The 19,530-nt window shown below is 60.5% G+C and carries 19 protein-coding genes; 11 read left to right on the forward strand and 8 right to left on the reverse strand.

Annotation, left to right across the window (positions count from 1 at the left end):
• Positions 1-87 precede the first annotated feature (87 nt).
• Positions 88-1,479: a signal recognition particle protein gene (gene ffh / locus TERRO_RS07870; protein ID WP_014785472.1), complete on the reverse strand. Its 1,392-nt coding sequence runs from the start codon at positions 1,477-1,479 to the stop codon at positions 88-90.
• A gap of 47 nt (positions 1,480-1,526) precedes the next feature.
• On the opposite strand from ffh, the gene TERRO_RS07875 reads away from it, so the two are divergent.
• Positions 1,527-2,048 (forward strand): DinB family protein, encoded by a 522-nt coding sequence (locus TERRO_RS07875; RefSeq protein WP_014785473.1) that lies wholly within the window; start codon positions 1,527-1,529, stop codon positions 2,046-2,048.
• Here the strand turns inward: TERRO_RS07875 and TERRO_RS07880 are convergent.
• Entirely contained in the window at positions 2,045-2,248 is a 204-nt protein-coding gene (locus TERRO_RS07880) for a DUF3311 domain-containing protein (protein ID WP_052313459.1), read from the reverse strand. The genes TERRO_RS07875 and TERRO_RS07880 overlap by 4 nt on opposite strands.
• 39 nt (positions 2,249-2,287) lie before the next feature.
• On the opposite strand from TERRO_RS07880, the gene mazG reads away from it, so the two are divergent.
• The 3 genes from mazG to menC are packed head-to-tail and all read left to right on the forward strand — an operon-like array spanning position 2,288 to position 4,973.
• Positions 2,288-3,100, forward strand: a complete 813-nt coding sequence (gene mazG, locus TERRO_RS07885) for a nucleoside triphosphate pyrophosphohydrolase (protein ID WP_014785475.1) — start codon at positions 2,288-2,290, stop codon at positions 3,098-3,100.
• Positions 3,097-3,852 (forward strand): GNAT family N-acetyltransferase, encoded by a 756-nt coding sequence (locus TERRO_RS07890; RefSeq protein WP_014785476.1) that lies wholly within the window; start codon positions 3,097-3,099, stop codon positions 3,850-3,852. Before mazG ends, TERRO_RS07890 begins: the two co-directional genes overlap by 4 nt.
• Before the next feature lie 11 nt (positions 3,853-3,863).
• Positions 3,864-4,973, forward strand: a complete 1,110-nt coding sequence (gene menC / locus TERRO_RS07895; RefSeq protein WP_014785477.1) for an o-succinylbenzoate synthase — start codon at positions 3,864-3,866, stop codon at positions 4,971-4,973.
• Between the two features lies 1 nt (position 4,974).
• Here the strand turns inward: menC and TERRO_RS07900 are convergent, their stop codons facing one another.
• Positions 4,975-5,838 (reverse strand): hypothetical protein, encoded by an 864-nt coding sequence (locus tag TERRO_RS07900; RefSeq protein WP_014785478.1) that lies wholly within the window; start codon positions 5,836-5,838, stop codon positions 4,975-4,977.
• 131 nt (positions 5,839-5,969) lie between these two features.
• On the opposite strand from TERRO_RS07900, the gene TERRO_RS07905 reads away from it, so the two are divergent.
• Positions 5,970-6,308 (forward strand): bactofilin family protein, encoded by a 339-nt coding sequence (locus tag TERRO_RS07905; RefSeq protein ID WP_014785479.1) that lies wholly within the window; start codon positions 5,970-5,972, stop codon positions 6,306-6,308.
• A 60-nt stretch (positions 6,309-6,368) separates the two neighbouring features.
• Complete coding sequence (locus tag TERRO_RS07910) at positions 6,369-6,986, forward strand: class I SAM-dependent methyltransferase (protein WP_014785480.1); 618 nt, start codon at positions 6,369-6,371, stop codon at positions 6,984-6,986.
• Positions 6,987-7,054: 68 nt separating this feature from the next.
• Here TERRO_RS07910 and TERRO_RS07915 read toward each other — a convergent pair whose 3' ends face one another.
• The 3 genes from TERRO_RS07915 to TERRO_RS23090 all read right to left on the reverse strand — a co-directional run bounded on the left by TERRO_RS07915 (position 7,055) and on the right by TERRO_RS23090 (position 10,066).
• Positions 7,055-7,321, reverse strand: a complete 267-nt coding sequence (locus TERRO_RS07915; protein ID WP_014785481.1) for a hypothetical protein — start codon at positions 7,319-7,321, stop codon at positions 7,055-7,057.
• A gap of 97 nt (positions 7,322-7,418) precedes the next feature.
• Positions 7,419-9,797 carry an APC family permease gene (locus TERRO_RS07920; RefSeq protein ID WP_014785482.1) on the reverse strand — a complete coding sequence of 793 codons (2,379 nt, stop codon included), beginning with the start codon at positions 9,795-9,797 and terminating at the stop codon, positions 7,419-7,421.
• Positions 9,798-9,901: 104 nt separating this feature from the next.
• The gene (locus tag TERRO_RS23090; protein ID WP_157178288.1) at positions 9,902-10,066 is read right to left on the reverse strand and encodes a hypothetical protein; all 165 of its coding nucleotides are present in this window, start codon (positions 10,064-10,066) and stop codon (positions 9,902-9,904) included.
• Positions 10,067-10,140: 74 nt separating this feature from the next.
• Between TERRO_RS23090 and lnt the strand changes: the two genes are divergently transcribed.
• The 5 genes from lnt to TERRO_RS07945 all read left to right on the forward strand — a co-directional run bounded on the left by lnt (position 10,141) and on the right by TERRO_RS07945 (position 17,351).
• Complete coding sequence (gene lnt / locus TERRO_RS07925; protein WP_014785484.1) at positions 10,141-11,697, forward strand: apolipoprotein N-acyltransferase; 1,557 nt, start codon at positions 10,141-10,143, stop codon at positions 11,695-11,697.
• Positions 11,698-11,701: 4 nt separating this feature from the next.
• A protein-coding gene (gene prfB / locus TERRO_RS07930) for a peptide chain release factor 2 (RefSeq protein WP_174277924.1) occupies positions 11,702-12,827 on the forward strand; the annotation gives its coding sequence in 2 pieces (ribosomal slippage) (positions 11,702-11,770 and positions 11,772-12,827; 1,125 coding nt in all).
• A 1,433-nt stretch (positions 12,828-14,260) separates the two neighbouring features.
• Positions 14,261-14,764, forward strand: coding sequence for a DinB family protein (locus tag TERRO_RS07935; protein ID WP_014785485.1), 504 nt, complete (start codon positions 14,261-14,263; stop codon positions 14,762-14,764).
• Positions 14,761-15,162 (forward strand): CoA-binding protein, encoded by a 402-nt coding sequence (locus TERRO_RS07940; RefSeq protein ID WP_014785486.1) that lies wholly within the window; start codon positions 14,761-14,763, stop codon positions 15,160-15,162. The genes TERRO_RS07935 and TERRO_RS07940 overlap by 4 nt, the downstream gene beginning before the upstream one ends.
• Before the next feature lie 44 nt (positions 15,163-15,206).
• A complete protein-coding gene (locus TERRO_RS07945) occupies positions 15,207-17,351 on the forward strand; it encodes a protein-disulfide reductase DsbD family protein (RefSeq protein ID WP_245536250.1) in 2,145 nt (714 codons plus the stop codon).
• Between the two features lie 22 nt (positions 17,352-17,373).
• On the opposite strand, the gene TERRO_RS07950 is transcribed toward TERRO_RS07945, so the two are convergent.
• Together TERRO_RS07950 and TERRO_RS07955 are read right to left on the reverse strand one after the other, a co-directional pair.
• Positions 17,374-18,723, reverse strand: coding sequence for a replication-associated recombination protein A (locus TERRO_RS07950; protein ID WP_014785488.1), 1,350 nt, complete (start codon positions 18,721-18,723; stop codon positions 17,374-17,376).
• Between the two features lie 5 nt (positions 18,724-18,728).
• Positions 18,729-19,505 (reverse strand): TrmH family RNA methyltransferase, encoded by a 777-nt coding sequence (locus TERRO_RS07955; RefSeq protein ID WP_014785489.1) that lies wholly within the window; start codon positions 19,503-19,505, stop codon positions 18,729-18,731.
• Positions 19,506-19,530 lie beyond the last annotated feature (25 nt).

A 19,530-nucleotide genomic window follows, 5' to 3' on the forward strand; every position in this document is an offset into this window, starting at 1 on the left:
ACGCGCAACGAAGAAATCACCGCTGTTCGTCCCACACATCCGCGCTAAGACTGCCAAATCAGGATGCCGTCCTGGAAGAACAGGGAATTAGCGGCCGAAACCGCCACCACGCCCCATGCTGCCCATCTGGCTCATCAACCGGCGCTGCATCTTGCCACCACCGCTGCCCAGGCCCTTGAACATCTTGCGCATCTGGCCATACTGCTTCAGCAACTGGTTCACTTCCTGCACGGACGTGCCGCTGCCCGCCGCAATCCGCTTACGCCGCGATCCGCTGATGATCTCGTGATTCAGCCGCTCCTTGGTCGTCATCGAGTTGATGATCGCCTCGGTCCGCGTCAACTGACCCTCGTCCACATTCTCCGCAGCCTGCTGCAGACCCTGGAACGGCCCAACGCTCGGCATCATCTTCAGGATCGACTGCATGGATCCCATCTTCTTGATCTGCCGAAGCTGATCCCGGAAATCCTCCAACGAGAAGCCATCGCCGCTCAGGGCCTTCTTCGCAAACTCCTCGGCCTTGCCGCGATCCAGCTTCTCTTCCGCCCGCTCCAGCAGCGTCTGCAGATCGCCCATGCCCATAATGCGCGACACGATACGGTCCGGATGGAACGGCTCAAACGCATCCGGCTTCTCGCCCGTACCCAGGAACTTCACCGGCGCGCCTGTCACATTCCGAATCGAAAGCGCCGCGCCACCGCGAGCATCGCCGTCCATCTTCGTCAGGACAACGCCCGTAATCCCAAGCTGCTTATGGAACGCATCGGCAGAATTGACGGCATCCTGGCCCGTCATCGCATCCGCGACAAACAGAATCTCCGAAGGATTGAGCAGCGCCTTCAGCTTGCTCATCTCGTCCATCAGCGCGGTATCAATGCCCAGACGACCAGCCGTATCGACGATCAGCACGTCATTACCAAAGTTCCGCGCCTCGCGCAGCGCTTCCTTGGCCAGGCGCTCCACCAGCGGCGTCCCCGCCTCGTCGTCACCCGTCTTGCCAATGTAGATCTGAGCGCCAACGCTCTTCGCCACGATCGCCAGCTGCTCACGCGCCGCCGGCCGGTAGACGTCGACTGACACCAGCATCGGCCGGTGTCCACCCTTCTTCAGCCACGCGGCCAGCTTGCCCGCCGTGGTCGTCTTACCCGAACCCTGCAGGCCCGCCATCAAAATCACCGAAGGAGGCTGCGAGCTGAACTTGAACTTCGCCGTATCCTTACCCAGGATCTCCACCAGCTCATCGTGCACAATCTTGATGATCTGTTCCGTGGGCGAAAGCGCCGTCGCCACCTGCGTGCCAATGGCCTTCTCGCGGATGTGATCGATCGTCGCCTTGACCACCGTCAGGTTGACGTCAGACTCAAGCAGGGCAAGGCGGATCTCACGCAACGCCTCGGAGATGTTCTCGTCCGTGATGGTGCCCTGGCCGCGAAGGTTCTTAAAGGTGCGCTGTAGCTTTTCCTGAAGGTTTTCAAACATGGCTTGTCACCGCTAAGTTTATCAGTGACGAGAGAGGCAGGCCCCCAATGGCTGAGCAACAACCGGAACCATGGCTGCGCGGCACCCACACGGACATCGACCCCGTACGCCGGGCCGTCCTTCACGCGCTCGAACTCGCGGAAGAAGACGCCCTCCGCTGGACGCGCGATCTAGACGCAGAAGCGCTCGAACTCGAGCCGCTCGGCATGCCCTCCGTGGCCTTCCAGATCCGCCACATCACCCGCAGCATCGACCGCCTCACCACCTACGCCAAAGCGAAACCGCTCTCGGAAGACCAGCTCAGCGCCCTCAAGGAAGAGCGCATCCCGGGTACCGACCGCGAGCAGCTCCTGCGCGAGCTGGTCGAAGCCATCCGCGGCGTGCAGCCCTTCATAATGTCGTTTCCCGTCGAAGATCTGCCGCAGCAGCGCAGCGTAGGCCGCGCCAACCTGCCCACCACCCTCGCAGGCTTACTCATCCACATCGCGGAACACACGCAGCGGCACGTCGGCCAGCTCATCACCACGGCAAAGGTCGTCATCGCCTTGCGGGACGCGCAGGGCAGCTAGTTCCGCGTCAGCTTGTACACAATGCCAAGCACCGCCGTCGCCAAAAATACCCACGCCAACTGGTACCAGTAGAAGAACGGAAATCCGAAGAGCGTCGGCGTCTCGCGGTTGTACAGCGCGGGAAAGATCAGCGCCAGCACCGGAATTACCAGCAGCCACAGGGGCTTGTTCGATCCGGATGTTTGTTCGTCGCGATCCATGCTCAGCAGCATACTGCATCGCGTTGATACGATGAAGGCATGAGCGACAACTCATCGACACAGGCTGCAGGCGAAGCCTTCGCAGAGGCCGTCCGCATCATGGCCCAGCTTCGCGCCCCCGGCGGCTGCCCATGGGACCGCGAACAGACCATGGATTCCATCAAGCCGCACACGCTTGAGGAGACCTACGAGGTCTTCGACGCCATCGATCGCCGCGCCTGGCCCGAACTCCGTGATGAACTCGGCGACCTTCTGCTGCAGGTCATCTTCTACGCGCAGATCGCCGCAGATGACGCCCACTTCAACATCGAAGAAGTCGTCCGCGGCCTCAGCGCCAAACTCATCCGCCGTCACCCCCACATCTTCGCCGACGCCGTCGCCGAGACCGCCAGCGATGTCAATCGCACCTGGGAAGCGGTCAAGCAGCAGGAGCGCGCCGGCAAGCCAAAGGAAAGCGAAGGCTACCTGGCAGATGTCCCGAAGTTTGTGCCGGCTCTCGTCGAAGCACGCAAGCTCGGCTCGAAAGCCGCAAAGATCGGCTTCGACTGGCCCGACGTCACCGGCCTCTTCGACAAGGTGCAGGAAGAGATCGCAGAGGTCCGAGCAGAAGTTACCGACTCTCCGGATGCCGCTAAGTTAGAAGAAGAGATTGGCGATCTGTACTTTGTCCTTACCAACTTATCCCGTCACTTGCAGGTAGACCCGGAACAGGCGTTGCGCAAGGCGAATGCAAAGTTTCGCCGTCGCTTCCATGCCATGGAAGTTGAAGCAGGAGAAGCCTTCGAAGGCCTCTCCTTGCAGGAGAAAGACGCACTGTGGGATAAGGCAAAAGCCGCGGAGAGACAGGCATGAGCCAACTCCGCATCGCACGACTGACAACTCCAGAAGAGTTCGAGGGCTGCGTCGATCTCCAGCAGAAAACATGGCAATATTCCGCGGGCGAGATACTGCCGCGCCGCGTCTTCTTCCTCGCTGAGAAGTTAGGCGGCCACGTACTCGGCGCCTACGACGGCGATAACCTCGTCGGCTTCAATCTTGGTCTGCCCGCGCAGCGTCGTGGCGTCGGCTACATCCACTCGCAGATGCTCGCAGTCCTTCCGGACTATCGCAACAGCGGCCTCGGTCGCAGCATGAAGCTCGCGCAGCGCGACCTCGCCATCGAGCAGGGCATCCACGTCATCGAGTGGACCTACGATCCTCTCGAGATCAAGAACAGCTTCTTCAACCTCTCGCGCCTCGGTGCCATCAGCCGTAAGTACGTGCCCAACTTCTACGGCGCATCGTCCTCGCCGCTGCAGGGCGGTCTGCCGACCGACCGCCTCTACGCCGAGTGGTGGGTGCGCTCAGCGCACGCCGAGCGCGTGATGGCACGCGAACCCCTGCAGGAGCCCGTGCTGCAGCGCGTCTCCGTCCCCGCCCAGATCTATGAGTGGAAGGCCGAAGGTGACCGGCACGCCCAGCAAACCCAGACCATGCTGCGCGAGCGTCTGCAGCAACACTTCGCCGATGGCCTTTGCATCATCGGCTACGACCGCCAGCCCGACGGCACCGGCGTCTTTTTGCTGGGCGAAGTACCCGCGGAACTTGCACACCCAAAGAGTTAGGAGAACACCCTGTGAAGATCGATGCGATCGTAATGCGTGAGATCAAGATGCCGCTCGTGCATCCGTTTGTGACCAGCTTCGGTAAGACGACGGACCGTCGCATCCTCCTCATTGAACTGCAATCCGAAGGCTTCACCGCATGGGGCGAGTGCGTCGCGGGCGAGCACCCCTACTTTTCCGACGAGATGATCGACACCGCGTGGACCATCACGGAGCAGGAACTCGCACCGCGAATGATCGGCAAGGACATCGCCACAGGCCGTGACGTGCCCGCCATGCTGCTGCAGGTCCGCGGACACCGCATGGCCAAGGCCGCTCTTGAGAACGCTGTCTGGGACCTCGAGGCGCAGGTCAAAGGCATCGCGCTCGCAAAGCTCCTGGGCGGCACGCGTGACGTCATCGCATGCGGCGTCTCCATCGGCATGCAGCCGTCGATCGAGGAGCAGCTACGCAAGGTTGAGACAGAAGTAGCCGCAGGCTATCAACGGATCAAGTTGAAGTGCCAGCCCGGCTATGACTCAAAAATGTTTGCCGCTGTGCGTGAGCGCTGGCCCGACATCCTGCTCAGCTGCGATGCAAACTCTGCCTATCAACTCAGCGACGCAGACCACATCGCATCGTGGGACGAATTTAAGCTGCTGATGATCGAACAGCCGCTCTGGTACGACGACTTCTACTTCCACGCGCAGTTGCAGAAGCGCATCAACACCGCAATCTGTCTCGACGAATGCATTCGCAATGCACGCGACGCGCAGGCCGCACTCGAACTGGGCAGCGGACGCATCCTTAACATCAAGGTTGGGCGCGTCGGTGGCTACACCGAAGCCATCGCTGTGCACGACGTGGCGCAACAGCACGGCGTTCCGGTTTGGTGCGGGGGCATGCTTGAGAGCGGCATCGGCCGCGCGCAGAACATCGCACTCAGCAGCCTGCCAAACTTCTCACTCCCCGGCGATGTCTCTGCTTCAAAACGTTACTGGAGCGAAGACATCATCGACCCGGAGGTCACCGTCAGCAGCGCCGGAGAGATCGTTGTGCCCACATCCGTGGGCCGCGGCTACGAGGTGCGGCGCGACCGTGTCGACACGCTGACCGTCCGGCAGCAACGCCTGACGAAATAAGTCAGGGTTTGCTGCTCAGCAGCATCTCGACCGCCTCTTTCAGGCGCGGCGGCGTCGGTAGATAGGTGATGTCAGTAGCCGTCAGCGTCTCGTGGTACGGCACCACCTTCACCATCAGTTCTCGGAGCTTCACATTGATGTCGATGTTGCGATAGGCATAGTGGCCGCCGCCAATGGCCTGCTGCTCATAGGTCAGCGTTCCGCCTTGATAGACCCGAGCCAGGATGCCGAACATCAGGTTCAGGTTCTTCGTTACGTTCAGTTCAATACGCAGCAAATGGTGCGTCTCGGCATCGATCCACATACGGCCGGCAATACCGGGCAGCACCTCCTGCGCGGTCGTCTGCGGGTGATACTGCGGATTCGGTGAAAAGTTCAGCACAACTTGCGGACGAGAAAACTGTGGCAACTGCGTTTGGCTCGGCGCCACTGTGAACAACATGGCATGCGGAAACGCGCCGATCAACTCCAACCCGTATTTGTCGGACGAATCGGCACTGCGCCGCCGTCGAGACAGTTCGGTCGCTGAAAGTGCACGCAAGCGCTTTTCTTCCGCGGCCGTCTCCTCATCGCTCAATGGGCGGCCATGATGCGAAAGCGTGCGGGCCACGTTGCCGTCAGCACTCTCGATCAACTCGCGAACACTATCGTCCTTGCTGTCGACGCGATGCACGCGATAGCGAAGCCCCCAGGACGTGTGATGAAAGTCCTCCATCTGGTATTTCACGGCCTCAGCAACCAGTGCGGGAACCGCATCGGGCGTGACCGAATCAGCAACCGTGGCGTGATATGCCGCATGCGCGAACGAAAGAGAGAGCACGGCAAGCGCACCGGCAGCGGGAATCAACAGGAAGGGAAGTCTCATAGTGCAGCTAAAAGTCCTGGCTAGCCGGGATGCCGATAGTGTACCGATCAGTGACGCAAAGCGGAGGCGCGTTGCCACCCGGGAGGCACTTGGTTAGACTCACCGCAGGTCGACTAAGGGAGCGCGCAACCATGGCAGGGGAAGTAACCACGATGTTGGGAAGATCCATTACAGTGCGCGGCGAGATCATCGGTTCAGAAGACCTGACGATCGACGGCACAGTTGAAGGCACCATCAAACTAACGGAGAGCCGCCTCACGGTCGGTCCGAACGCGCAGATGAAGGCGGACCTTCAAGTGCACGACGCAATCGTGCTGGGTAACGCGCAGGGCAACATCATCGCGACCGGACGCGTGGAAGTACGCAAAGGTGGATCGCTCATCGGCAACATCACGGCAGCTCGCCTCAGCGTTGAGGACACCGCATACCTCAAGGGTAAAGTCGAGTTGACCGGCACCAAAGAAGCCTGAGCAAACCAGTCATGTTCACACGGCACGGCACCACGCGTGCCGTGACTACCGGAGGTAGATGTGCGTCTGTTTGGCGGTTCTGAATCACGCAGCGCTGCGGCAAAGGCAAGCGCAAAAGTTCCGCGGGTCTCCAGCGGGTGGAATCACCTGCTCAAGCTGCTCCGTGCCGACGAGGGCCAGCGGATCCTGGACATAGGTCCTACGTCCTCCAACAACATCAACTTCCTCACCGGGCTGGGGCACAGCATCTACATGTCGAACGTCGTCTCCGAAGCTGCCGACCCAAAATGGGCGACTGAGGACGCAGACGCGGCGTTTCCCATTGAGGCATTCCTCACCGAGAATCTGAACTTTCGCGGGCGGGAATTTGACACCGTCCTGTTCTGGGATACAGCTGACTATCTTCCGGGCGGCCTGCGCGAGGCGGTTATCGAACGGCTCTATCAGGCACTCGTTCCAGGTGGCCAGTTGCTCGCCTTCTTCCACACCAAGCCGGAAAATGGTTTTCACCGCTACCATCTCCGCGAAGACGGACAGGTGGAAGCGCAGCTGATAGACGACCAGCCGGTGAAGGAGATCCTCAACAACCGCCAGGTGGAGAACCTCTTCAGCAGCTACACCAGCTACAAATTCTTTCTCGCAAAAGACAATCTGCGCGAGGTCGTAGTCACTCGATAAGAGGTTTGGGGCAACGAAAAGGGGGAGCGCAATGCGCTCCCCCTTTTTTCTATCGGATCAAAAACATTTTAGGAAGACTTGCGACGCTCGGCCCAGCGCTTCTTCTGCGCATCCGCAATGCGCTTACGCGCTTCAGGGCTCAGGTTACGCTTCTTCTGGCTGGAGCCGGTGCTCTTCGTGACGGTCGGCGCTGCGACGATCTTGCGCGGACGGCCAACAGCCTTCTTCGCGACAGCCGGTGCTGCAGTTGTGCTGCTTCCGCCCAGTAAAACGCGGGCCTGCTGAAGCTTCGCGATCTGAGCATCGATCTCTGCGAGGATGCGGTTTACTTCCAAGTGAAACCTCCTGAGAGCTCTCGCTCCGAAGTAAGTGTAGACCATAATTGTCTACACTTTGCAGGCATTTAGGTAACTATTTTGGGTTACGAACTTGTTATGCGTCGGCATTATTGGCGTTTGTTCCAGCCGTTTTCAGCGAATATCCAGGGCCTTCGTCATCCGTATCCTCAAAGCGGGACACCGCTCCAAGACCGCGTCGCTGGCTCTGTTCGTCCATATTCATGCGCAATTGCTGCGATGTCACGGTCCGATCGTTCGCATAAGACGACGCAAGACGAGTAAGTGCAAAGGTAACAATATCGGAGTGGTGAAGGTGCTCCATATCCGGATCGCGCCGCATATTCAGCCACAAACGGTGCACCAACTGCACATCACTGGCCGGAATGCTTGGGGTATGCGGACCAATATGGAAGCTCTCCGCTTCGCCAATGGGCGGCACAACATAGAACGTGAACTGCCGCTTCGGCTCCGGCAGAGTCTCCCACGCCTGGCCCACGTGATAAGCCTGCTCCTGCGCTGTCAGCTTCGTCGACAGGCCGGAAACAACCGCGGCCACATCCAGAGAGTTCGCAGTGCGAACGATCGCCGCAAACACATCGCCCGCAGGAACAACGACCAATCCAATATGCTTTCCGAAACTCTCAGCAACCGAGACTGCCTTGGTAAACAGCATCTGCTCGTGCTCGCTGAAGAGTTGTTCCGAAGCGTCCACATACTCCGGTCCGCCCGCGCCCATCATCCGCGCAGCCAGAACCACCACGTCCTGATCGTCCGTATCCGTACGTGCGAGCGCCCACTTCAATGCATGAGGCGTCTGCGCGTCGCGCATCGTCACCAGCACGCCGCCCGACCGGATCGCCAGGTCATCCCGGCCCACTTCCTCCGAATGCTCTAACTGGAAGTGTTCCTTCATCTGCCGCTCAGTCGCCTTATGACGACGGCGGTTATCCCGCTCCGACAGCGAGAAGATGATGAAGAAGGCCACCGCGAAAATAATGCCGCTCACGGTAGCAACGGACTTAGTGAACAGGTTCACAATCGCGATCGTCAGCAGCACCAGAAACACGCACGCCAGGCCGATCGGATACTCCGTCTTACCAATCTTCAGGTTCAGCGGAACCTTCGCGCCACGCTCGCCCTTGTACTTCCAACGCAGCACCAGCATCGCCAGGGCATTGAACGTAAAGCTCCAGATCACGCCAAAGGCATACGCCTCGCCGATCATGATCACGTCGCCGCGCGTAACGATAATCACGAACAACTGGATAATGCAGACCAGGTTTACGATCCGATAGCTCGTACCAAACTTACGCTGCGGCTTACGGAACCAGTCCGCAAGCACACCATCTTCCGCAACCCGCATCAGCACGCCGGTCGAACCCACGATGGCCGTATTTACAGCGCCACCCAGGATCAGGAAGCCCACGATTACGACGAAGACGCGGAATGCAACACGCATCGCCAGCGGCCCGACCATGTACATCGCCATGCCCGCGATCATGTTGTCGCGATACACACTAACGCGCACGCCATCCGGAATCAGCATCACGGCCAGCAGGGAACCAAGGCCCGTGAAGACCATGCTGTAGATCGCGATAATCAGCGCAGCCCGCTTCAGGTTCTGCAGCTTCGGATGCTCAATCTCCCGATTGACCTGCGCCAGCGACTCCTCGCCGCTCATCGCCAGGACCGAGTGACCAAAGGCCATCAGGATACCGAATAGTCCAAGGCTCCTCGCAAAGCTCGTATGTTTCAGGAAGCCAAGCGAAGCGTCTGAAAACTTAAGATTCGAAGGCGTCGGCAGCGGCGGCAGGTGCGCCCCGTAATGGCCCACGCTATAAAGGCCCCAACCGATCAGGATGATCACCATAATGGTGGTGATCTTCATAATCGTCAGAGCCTTCTCGCTCGACTCCTCGATACCCTTGATGTTCTGCCACCAGAAGTAAAGCGTAATGATGATCGCAATACCGGCAGAAGTGTGATTCACATTGAGTTGCCGCGTCGAACCCGCGGCATTTGTCACCAGCGCATGGAAGCGCGGCGACGTACTCATCTCAATGAAAAGCCCGTTGAACAACCCAACAATGTACTGACCGGCTGACACGCCCGAGATAGGTCCTGTCAACACATAGTCGAACATCAACGCCGACACGCTGATCTTCGCAAACGTGCCGCCCAGCGCTTCCTTCACGATGCGGTATACGCCACCGCGCGTGTACATCGAACAGCTCTCCACATACACGGCTCGCACCGCGTAGGAGAACAGCATGACACCAAGGATGAGCCAGGGAGCGGACTTGCCCACAGCCTCTTCCGCGATACCGCCAGCGTAAAAGGCAGAGGAGCCAAGATCGTTCAAAACGATTGCAGCGGCCCGCCAGAAGGAGATGAAAGTCAGCATCACGGAGGATGCGACGACCAGGCGGACTCGGCTGGATTGCGTCGGTGCGGGAATGCGTTTTGACGCCATTGGTTAAGGGGAACTCGTCTCCGGCGGAGCCTTATTGTCTCAGCGGGAAAGCGTCGCCCAGCGGTGAGTGTACTGCGAGGGTGTAGTGGAGTCAAACGCGAGCATTAGCTAAGTCCGTCCGGCGACTTACTCTCTTCGCCGTTATCCGCGAAGAAGTCATGGATGTCATGGACCACCGTGATCGCAACCACAACGGCAGACCCCGCCATACCAATCAGGAACATGGGGACCAGCACATGCGATATTGCGCGGACGAAGATCTCGAGCATGCCGTTAATTGTATGCCTCCCCACAGCGCAGCGTGCGGTGCCCGCACTACAGCAAAGTGCTAGACTCCAACGCGATGCGCCTCCTTTCCAGCCGGGTTCTCCTCGCGCTCCTGCTCACCAGCGTCCTGCAGGTGGTCATCTTTCCCGTCGCCGGTCCGCTGCCCATGTGGCGAGCCGCACTCTCCTGGTTCGCGCTCATCCCGCTCCTATGGATCCTGCTCTCCGCCGGCGCCGCGTGGACCCTCCGCCAAGCCGCGATCGCAGGCTATCTCAACGGCGTCCTGTGGTATCTCGGCACCTGTTACTGGATCTTCTTCACCATGCACCAATACGGTGGCATGGCAGTCCCCGTGGCCGCGATGGTTATGTTGCTCTTTTGCATGTACCTGGCGCTCTATCACGCGCTCTTCGCGGTCCTGCTGCATACCGTGGGCCGCGCCGGCACCGGCTACGCGCTCATCGCCGCGCCATTTCTCTGGATCGCCGTGGAACTCGCGCGCGCTCGCATCACCAGCTTTCCCTGGAACCTCCTCGGCTATTCGCAGGTGGGCAACTCCGTCCTCACATCGCTCGCGCCCATCACCGGCGTCTACGGTCTCAGCTTCGTCCTCGCAGCCGTAAATGCCGCCATCGCCGCCGCCGTCGTTCTGCCTCGCCGGCGCGTCACCACGGCCGTCGCACTCGTCGCCGCAGTCATCGCCACCGGCGCGCAAAACTTCGGATGGATGATGCAATCTCCGGTCCGCCAGGGCTCGCAAAAGGCCGTTCTGCTTCAGCCCAACCTCTCCGTCAACGGCGGAGAAGACGCGGACGTGGCTACCCTCGCAAGCAGCTCCGCCGCACTTTCGCTGCAGGCATCCGCCCTCGATGACTCGCCGACGCGAATCATCCTCTGGCCCGAATCCCCGTCGCCCTTCACAACGGAAAAACCTGCCTTCCTGACCACGACGCGCAAACTCGCGGCCGACGTACACTCACCGGTCATCTCCGGCGCCGTCGGCTACGTGCAGGACAACGCGCTGCGCCGCGGCTACCGTGTCTACAACTCCGCGCTCCTCTTCACACCCGGCGCCGGCTACGTCTCGCGCTATGACAAGATCCACCTCGTACCCTTCGGCGAGTTCGTTCCGTACGCCAGCCTCTTCAGCTTCGCCAGCGGCCTCACGCAGGCCGTGGGCCTCTTCGATCGCGGTACCAGCCGCGCGACCCTCGATGCCGACGGCCACCACTACGGCGTCTTCCTCTGCTACGAATCCATCTTCAGCGATGAAATCCGCCAGTTCGCCCGCAACGGCGCGGAAGTCCTCGTCAACCTCTCGGACGACGGCTGGTACGGCGACACCAGCGCACCCTTCCAGCACCTCAACATGGCACGCATGCGCGCCATTGAAAATCACCGCTGGCTCTTGCGCGACACCAACAACGGCATCACCGCCTCCATCGATCCCAACGGCCGCGTCGCAGAAACCATGCAGCGCAACCAGCGCGGTGCCGTCGCCGTCCACTTCAACTACCTCGCGGACAAGACGTTCTACACGCTGCACGGCGACCTCTTCGCCTACGCCTGCACGCTCCTCGCCATCGCCATGCTGGCCTACGCGGCACTGACGCCAAAGCGAGCGGTAAACTGAACTTATGTTGACTGACCTCGAATACAGCTACTCCCCGGTTCGTGCTCGCGTGCGCGATCTGCGGGAGTATCTTTGACTCGCCCAAACTCAAGCGACAACTAGCCGTCGTTGAAACGGATATCTCCGACCCAGCCGTCTGGGCTGACGCCTCGCGTTCGCAGCCACTCATGCGCGAACGCAAGCGACTCGAAACCCTGCTGGCCGACGACGCCGAACTCGCGCGCCGCACCGACGATATCGACGCCTACTTCGAATTAGCGAAGGAAGGCGAAGACGTTGAAGGGGAACTCGCAAAGGCGATCCACGACGTTAGCGAATTCGCCGAACAACTCGACTCCAAGACCATGCTCTCGCAGGAGAGTGACCCACTGAATGCCATCGTCACCGTTCACCCCGGTGCCGGAGGAACAGAGAGTCAGGACTGGGCTGAGATGCTCATGCGCATGTATCTTCGCTGGGCAGAGCGCCAGGGCTTCAAGACCGAGATCAACGAAATCCAGGATGGCGACGAAGCCGGCATCAAGTCCGCGACCTTCACCATCACGGGCGACTTCGCCTACGGCCTCCTGAATGGTGAGACAGGCGTCCATCGCCTCGTCCGCATCTCGCCCTTCGACTCTGCAAAGCGACGTCACACCTCGTTCTCATCCGTCTTCGTCTCACCGGAAATCGATGACACCATCATCATCGACATCAAGCCCGACGAACTGCGTATCGATACGTATCGCTCTGGCGGCAAGGGCGGCCAGCACGTCAACACAACCGACTCTGCCGTGCGCATCACGCATCTTCCCACCGGCATCGTCGCGGGTTGTCAGAACGAGCGTTCCCAGCACAAGAACAAAGAGAAGGCGATGAAGATGTTACGGTCGCGCCTCTACGAATTCGAGTTGGAGAAGAAACGCGCCGTAAGTAAGAAACTCGAAGACTCCAAGAGCGACAATACCTTCGGATCGCAGATTCGTTCCTACGTCCTGCAGCCCTACCGCATGGCAAAGGATCTCCGCACACGCGTAGAAGTCGGCGACGTAGACCGCGTCCTCGACGGAGACCTCCAACCCTTCATCCGCGGCTTCCTCAAAATGCGGCGAGAAGGCGGACCCTCCGGCCCAATCGAAGATATCGAATAGTCAATATTCGAAGTCACAGAGAATCTCTCGCATCAGCAAAAGTCATCCCACCTCAACGAACAGTAATCGCATATCAGCAACAGTAATAAGGGCACGGCCTCAAGCCGTGCCCTTATTGTTTCTGTCTCTATCTCAACTGCAGTTGTGACCACGAGACGATCCTGAGGACTCCTGTAAGCGCCAATTGCGCCACTAGACATCAGCCTGAAGCACAGCCTCATACGAGGACGATCTAACCCCGGGTTTGACGATATGAGTGAGCATCAGCGGACTGAAGGTCCGCGACTTCCCAAGCCAGGGCAAAGCCCGGGTTTGAAGAGATGAGTGAGCATCAGCGGGCTGAAGGCCCGCGACTTCCTAGCCCAGGGCGAAGCCCTGGGTTGAAGGCTCGAGTGTGCATTGCGGGCTGAAGGCCCGCGACAAAGAGCCGGATACCCCATCACAGGAAAGCCTCATCAACAAAGCGCCTGATCGAAGCGCCAAAAGGCGCGCCCATAAGTGCGCAGTGGTCTAGGCGCTCCGGCTGAGACAAACGGCAGCAAGGTCAGCGGGCTGAAGTCCGCGACTTACCAGCTCAGGGCAAAGCCCGGGTTTGACGATATGAGTGAGCATCAGCGGACTGAAGGTCCGCGACTTCCTAGCCCAGGGCGCAGCCCTGGGTTGAAGGTACGAATGTGCATTGCGGGCTGAAGGCCCGCGACAAAGAGCCGAAGACCCCAGACACCCTCACAGGAAAGCCTCATCAACAAAGCGCCTGATCGAAGGCCAAAAGGCGCGCCATAAGTGCGCAGTGGTCTAGGCGCTCCAGCTGAAACAAACGGCGACAACACCAGCGGACTGAAGGTCCGCGACTTCCTAGCCCAGGGCAAACCCCTGGGCTGAAGGTTCGAGTGTGCATTGCGGGCTGAAGGCCCGCGACAAAGAGCCGAAGACCCCAGACACCCTCACAGGAAAGCCTCATCAACAAGCGCCTAAGGCGCGCCCCATAAGTGCCGCAGAGGTCTAGGCGTTCCAGCAGAAATGAGCAGAGGCAACATAGGCGGACTGAAGGTCCGCGACTTCCTGGCCCAGGGTCGAAAAAATGAGTGAGCCATTGCGGGCTGAAGGCCCGCAACAAAGACTAACGGGCCCACGCACCGCAAAAACACTAAGCCCGAACGGCGCGTCCCACAACATGCGCTATGGAACGCGCCATGGCCATGATGTTCTTTCGACAGAGATAAGACCCGTTCGGTGGCTTTAGCGAATCCGACCGCCTACAGATTCGCTGCGGCCGTCAATGCAGCAGTTCCAAACGCGGCAGCGAGAACACTCCAGCCAATCCATTCTTCTTTGCGCATAACCATTCCTCCGGGCTCCCGAAGGAGCTTGCCATCTTGGACGAAGCGATTCGGAAAATGTTGCGCCCGTGATCGATTCAGCATCCAACCGTCATGGCCACCACGCTCGAATCGGAACTGAAGACGCAACTCAAGGCGCTGCTCGACGGCGGCCAGGCGCACGCGAAACTCGATGAGGCCGTCACCGGCATCCCGCCGGAGGCGCAGGGCAAGGTGCCGCAGGGCCTGCCGTACTCGCCCTGGCAGTTACTCGAACACATCCGCCTCGCTCAGAAAGACATCCTCGACTTCAGCGACAACGCGGACGGCACCTACCAGGAACTCAAGTGGCCTGACGACTACTGGCCGAAATCACCCGAACCACCCGACGCAAATGCATGGGGAAACAGCGTAGCCCAGATGCGCAAGGACCGCGCCGCCTTCGAGAAGCTGCTGGCAGAGCGCGATCTGACCGAACCCTTCCCATGGGGCGACGGCAAGCAAAACATGTTGCGCGAGGCACTGTTGATCGCCGACCACGAGTCGTATCACACGGGCGAACTCATTGTGACGCGCCGCCTGCTTGGCGCCTGGCAGCCGAAGAAGGGCCACGCGTGAACTCCCGGGAAGACATCGCAGGTATGCTCGCGGCAAAGACCATCGCCGTCGTCGGCCTCTCGGACGATCCCGTAAAGCCCAGCCATTACGTCTCGGCGTACATGCAGAGCGCGGGCAAACAGATTCTGCCGGTCAACCCATCGATCGCCACCGTCCTCGGCGAGACGAGCTACCCCTCGCTGCGCGATCTGCCGGAGAAGCCCGAACTCGTCAACGTCTTCCGTCTGCCGCGGGCCATCCCCGCGATCGTGGACGAGATGATCGAACTCGGCCTGACTAACCTCTGGGTGCAGCAGGGAATCGTCCACGCGGAAGCCGCCGCAAAGGCCGAAGCAGCCGGTATTCGCGTGGTGATGGATCGTTGCATCATGGTCGAACATCGTATGCGTGTGCGCTGAACTTAGCCGTTGCTGAGGCAGGCACCACGCCTACAATGATCAAGATGATCCTCCCACGTGTTCTCCGTCTCCTGCCGGCACTGCTGCTGGCGCTCGTGTTGCCCAGCTTGCACGGCCAGATCGGCATCACGGTAGGGAACGGCGGACCAGGTCCGGTCAAGGCACAGCACCTTACGGTGGAGATGATCTCCGCCGGCCCCCAGATCGCCGCAAGCGGCAAACAGACCGTCGCCTTCGTCTTCTCCATGGAGACGGGCTGGCACGTCTACTGGCGCAACGCCGGTTTCGCCGGTTACCCGCCACGCGTCAAATGGACGCTGCCCACCGGCATCACCACGGGCGATCTGCAGTTTCCCGCGCCGGATCGTCTCCCGCTCGACACGACCGTCGACTACGGCTACGAAGACTCCGTCGCATATCCCGTCACAGTTGAGGCCGCACCGAAGCTCAAGCCCGACGCAAAGGGCAACGTCCATCTGACCGCTAAACTCGACTGGCTGGTCTGCAAGGAAGTCTGCGTCCCCGGCAAGGCCGACCTCGGTCTCGACCTTAAACTCATGCCCGCCGGCACGCAGGTCAGCCACGATGGTGAGACCGTCGGCGAACTCGGCGCAGCACTCAAGTCCATGCCGAAGCCGATCCCACCGGCATTCAAACTCACGGCAAACAGCGTCGGCGACAACATCTACCTCACCGCTGTAACCGGCACCAACGAAACGGATGCCGAGTTCTACCCCATGGAGTCCGACGTCATCGCCGACGCGGCCAATGTGCAGGCCTTTGGACTGGCAGATGGGGCGCAGATTCACATGCAGAGATCACCCGCGGCAAAGACGCCCCCGCCGACACTGCACGGCCTGCTCAAGTTCTCCCCGGAAGAGAGTTACGAAATCACCCTGCCCATCGTTCCGGGCGCACCCGCATTCCTTGCGGGTGGATCCACGACACCGACGGATAGCGGCGCAACGAAGCTCACGGCTGTCAGTGCCGTCGCCCTGGCGTTCGTCGGCGGCATGCTGCTGAACCTCATGCCCTGCGTCTTCCCGGTGCTCTTCCTGAAAGCGCTCTCGCTCCTGCAGTCCTCCACGGAAGAGAAGCACCGTGTCCGCGCCCATGGGGTCGCCTACACGCTCGGCATCGTCGCATCCTTCTGGCTGGTCGTCGCTGCGCTGCTCGCCCTGCGCGCCGGTGGCAAGCAGTTCGGATGGGGCTTCCAACTCCAGTCCCCGGGCTTCGTCGTCGTCCTCGCCGCCTTCCTCTTTTTCTTCGCACTTTCGCTGTCGGGCATGTTTGAACTCGGCCTCTCGCTCACCAGCACCGGCAACGCGCTGACCCGCAAGACCGGCTACACCGGATCCTTCTTCACCGGCGTCCTCGCTACCGTCGTCGCGACACCCTGCGTTGGCCCCTTCATGGGAGCGGCCATCGGCTTCGCCCTCGCGCAGCCCGCAGTTGTCACCTTCCTGGTCTTCACCTCGCTCGCCCTCGGCCTCGCCGCGCCCTACCTGGCGCTGACGCTCCAGCCCGCATGGGTTCGCCTGCTGCCGAAGCCCGGCGCATGGATGGAAGTCCTCAAGCAGGTCACCGCCCTGCCGCTCTTCGGCTTCGTGATCTGGCTCGTCTACATCTACGGCCGTCTCTTCAGCGGACCCAACACGGGCTCGGACGGCATCCTGCGCATGACGCTGCTGTTGACCTGCCTGCTGCTCATCGCCATCGCCGCATGGGCGCTCGGCCGCTGGCCCGCCAACCGCTGGAGCACCATCGCCGCCGTCCTAATCACCATCGGCGCACTCGCCATCCCACTCTCCGCCTCGCACGAAGACGCAACCGCCACAGTCTGGAAGACCTTCAGCGCAGAAGAAGTCCAGCAGGCCCGAGCCAGCGGCAAGGCCGTCTTCGTCGACTTCACCGCAGCCTGGTGCCTCAGCTGTCAGGTGAATGAGCGCGTCGTCCTGAACTCGGGCGAAGTGAAGAAGCAGCTCCAGGCACCCAACGTGGTCCCCATGCGAGCCGACTGGACGCAATACGACCCTAAGATCACGGCAGCGCTACAGGCAGTCGGTCGCAGCGGCGTTCCGACCTACATCATCTATCCGGCCAACCCACAGGCAGCCCCCGATGTGCTCCCCGAGGTGCTCAGCAAGAGCGTTGTCATGGACGCAATGGCGAAAGATCTCAAACGCTAACGCAGCAGCGCACTGAATCGATTCATTTCTCGCGCGCAGCGTCACGCGCGCGAGCAATTTCGTCCATCCGCTGACCCAGTTGCCGCTCCCGGCCCTGGTCCGTAGGGACGTAATAACGACGATCCTTCAGCTCATCCGGAAGGCACTGCATCGCCGCAACCTTGCCCGGTAAGTCGTGCGCATACTGGTATTCCTTCCCATAACCAAGGTCCTTCAGTAGCCGCGTAGGAGCATTGCGAAGATGCAGCGGCACCGGCTGCGAACCCGTCGCATTCACGTCTGCAGCAACATCGTTAAACGCAACGTAGACGGCATTCGACTTGGGTGCAAGTGCAAGATAAACAACGGCTTGCGCCAACGCGAGCTCGCCCTCCGGAGAGCCCAGAAAGTGCATCGCCTGCTGCGCGGACAGCGTAAGATTCAGCGCCTCCGGAGCAGCAAGACCGATGTCCTCAACCGCCATCCGGACAACGCGCCGAGCAACGTACATCGGGTCTTCGCCCGCTGCCAGCATGCGCCTCAGCCAGTAGATCGCCGCATCCGCATCCGAGTTCCGAACACTCTTATGCAGCGCACTGATCAGGTCGTAATGCTGCTCACCCTTCTTGTCATAAAGCAAAGTCCGCTGCTGCAAAGCATCCGCAACAGCCTCCCGCGTAAGCGTCGAATCACCGCGCCCAGTCAGCAGATGCGCAGCAGTTTCAAGCGCATTCAAAGCGTAGCGAGCATCGCCGTTGCTGAAGCTCGCGATGCTCTCAAGAGCGCCTTCGCTCGTGGTCAGATGAAGGCTGCCGATGCCGCGCTCTTCATCCGTCAGCGATCGTTGCAACAGCGCAACGATCTCTTCGTCCCCAATCGATTGCAGCACGTAGACACGGCAGCGTGACAGCAGTGCAGCATTCAGTTCGAACGACGGATTCTCAGTCGTAGCGCCGATTAACCGCAGCGCGCCGCGCTCCACGTAAGGCAGAAACGCATCCTGCTGTGCCTTGTTGAAGCGATGGATCTCATCGACGAACAGGATAGTGCGTGAGCCATGTGCGGCCGCCCTCTCCGCATCGACCATCACCTGCTTGATCTCCTTGATGCCACTGGTGACCGCGCTGAACTCGATGAAGGTGGCGCTCGTGGTATTCGCGATGATCTTCGCAAGCGTCGTCTTGCCCGTACCCGGAGGCCCCCAGAAGATCATGGAGCCCGGCTCGCCGCGCTCAATCGCCAGGCGCAGCGGCTTGCCCGGACCAATGAGGTGCGTCTGTCCCGCAAACTCATCCAGATTGCGAGGGCGCATGCGTTCGGGCAGCGGCACATCGCGCTGATCGCGTGGCTGTTGCATCGTCTGCTGCGGTTCGAAATTGTCGAAGAGGCTCATCCTGACTACCGATCTTTAAAGCGTCTCTGCTGTGATGCCTCGTACAGCAGAAGGGAACCCGCGACGGCAGCGTTCAGGCTCTCCGTAGGGCCAATGGTGGCGAGCGTTACACGCTCATCAGACTCTTCCAGCAAAGCATCGGAAACGCCGGCAGCTTCGTTACCGACAATGATCACCGCAGTCCCGCCAAAATCGGTCACATGAGCCAGCTCACCGTTGCGCGCGACAGCAGCGAACAACCTCACATCGACGGCTCGCAACGACAGCAACAGATCGTTGTTCCAGCGTGGCAGCGGCATACGAAAGGCAGCGCCGGCTGCGGCTCGTAGACACTTGCCGTTCCACGGATCAACGGTGCCGTCACCAAGGGCCACGGCAGAAGCTCCAAAGGCCTCTGCAGACCGGATTAAAGTCCCAAGGTTGCCGGGATCCTGGATGCCATCGGCCATCAGCAGCAGATCGCCGGTCCGTGGTGCATAGGTCTGGGCAGGACGGTCGATCGTAGCTGCGATCCCTTGCGCCTGCTCCGTAGCTGCGGCACTGTCGAACGCCTCGCGCGAGAGCAGAAGAATCTCGCGAGCTGCATCGGTCGGCAGTTGGTCGAGCACGCTCTCCTGGTCTTCGCGCACGTACAGTGTCGTCAGCAACAAGCCGCTGGCAACGGCCTCGCGCACCAGGTGAAAGCCTTCGATACCCACCGTCTCGCCGCGCCTGGTCTGCAGGGCAGAACGCAGGGCGCGCACGCGGGAATTGGTCTTGCTTGTTATCCGTTCCGGCATCATGCGGATTCTACGTGGTTCCATCGAC

Origin of the sequence: Terriglobus roseus DSM 18391 (assembly GCF_000265425.1) — a bacterium.
Lineage (GTDB): Bacteria > Acidobacteriota > Terriglobia > Terriglobales > Acidobacteriaceae > Terriglobus > Terriglobus roseus.

Excerpts from the sequence above, each read along its gene's own strand:
- ffh (WP_014785472.1), bottom strand. The coding sequence starts at position 1,479 with ATGTTTGAAAACCTTCAGGAAAAGCTACAGCGCACCTTTAAGAACCTT.
- TERRO_RS07875 (WP_014785473.1), top strand. The coding sequence starts at position 1,527 with ATGGCTGAGCAACAACCGGAACCATGGCTGCGCGGCACCCACACGGAC.
- TERRO_RS07880 (WP_052313459.1), bottom strand. The coding sequence starts at position 2,248 with ATGGATCGCGACGAACAAACATCCGGATCGAACAAGCCCCTGTGGCTG.
- mazG (WP_014785475.1), top strand. The coding sequence starts at position 2,288 with ATGAGCGACAACTCATCGACACAGGCTGCAGGCGAAGCCTTCGCAGAG.
- TERRO_RS07890 (WP_014785476.1), top strand. The coding sequence starts at position 3,097 with ATGAGCCAACTCCGCATCGCACGACTGACAACTCCAGAAGAGTTCGAG.
- TERRO_RS07900 (WP_014785478.1), bottom strand. The coding sequence starts at position 5,838 with ATGAGACTTCCCTTCCTGTTGATTCCCGCTGCCGGTGCGCTTGCCGTG.
- TERRO_RS07905 (WP_014785479.1), top strand. The coding sequence starts at position 5,970 with ATGGCAGGGGAAGTAACCACGATGTTGGGAAGATCCATTACAGTGCGC.
- TERRO_RS07920 (WP_014785482.1), bottom strand. The coding sequence starts at position 9,797 with ATGGCGTCAAAACGCATTCCCGCACCGACGCAATCCAGCCGAGTCCGC.
- TERRO_RS23090 (WP_157178288.1), bottom strand. The coding sequence starts at position 10,066 with ATGCTCGAGATCTTCGTCCGCGCAATATCGCATGTGCTGGTCCCCATG.
- lnt (WP_014785484.1), top strand. The coding sequence starts at position 10,141 with ATGCGCCTCCTTTCCAGCCGGGTTCTCCTCGCGCTCCTGCTCACCAGC.
- TERRO_RS07935 (WP_014785485.1), top strand. The coding sequence starts at position 14,261 with ATGGCCACCACGCTCGAATCGGAACTGAAGACGCAACTCAAGGCGCTG.
- TERRO_RS07945 (WP_245536250.1), top strand. The coding sequence starts at position 15,207 with ATGATCCTCCCACGTGTTCTCCGTCTCCTGCCGGCACTGCTGCTGGCG.
- TERRO_RS07950 (WP_014785488.1), bottom strand. The coding sequence starts at position 18,723 with ATGAGCCTCTTCGACAATTTCGAACCGCAGCAGACGATGCAACAGCCA.
- TERRO_RS07955 (WP_014785489.1), bottom strand. The coding sequence starts at position 19,505 with ATGATGCCGGAACGGATAACAAGCAAGACCAATTCCCGCGTGCGCGCC.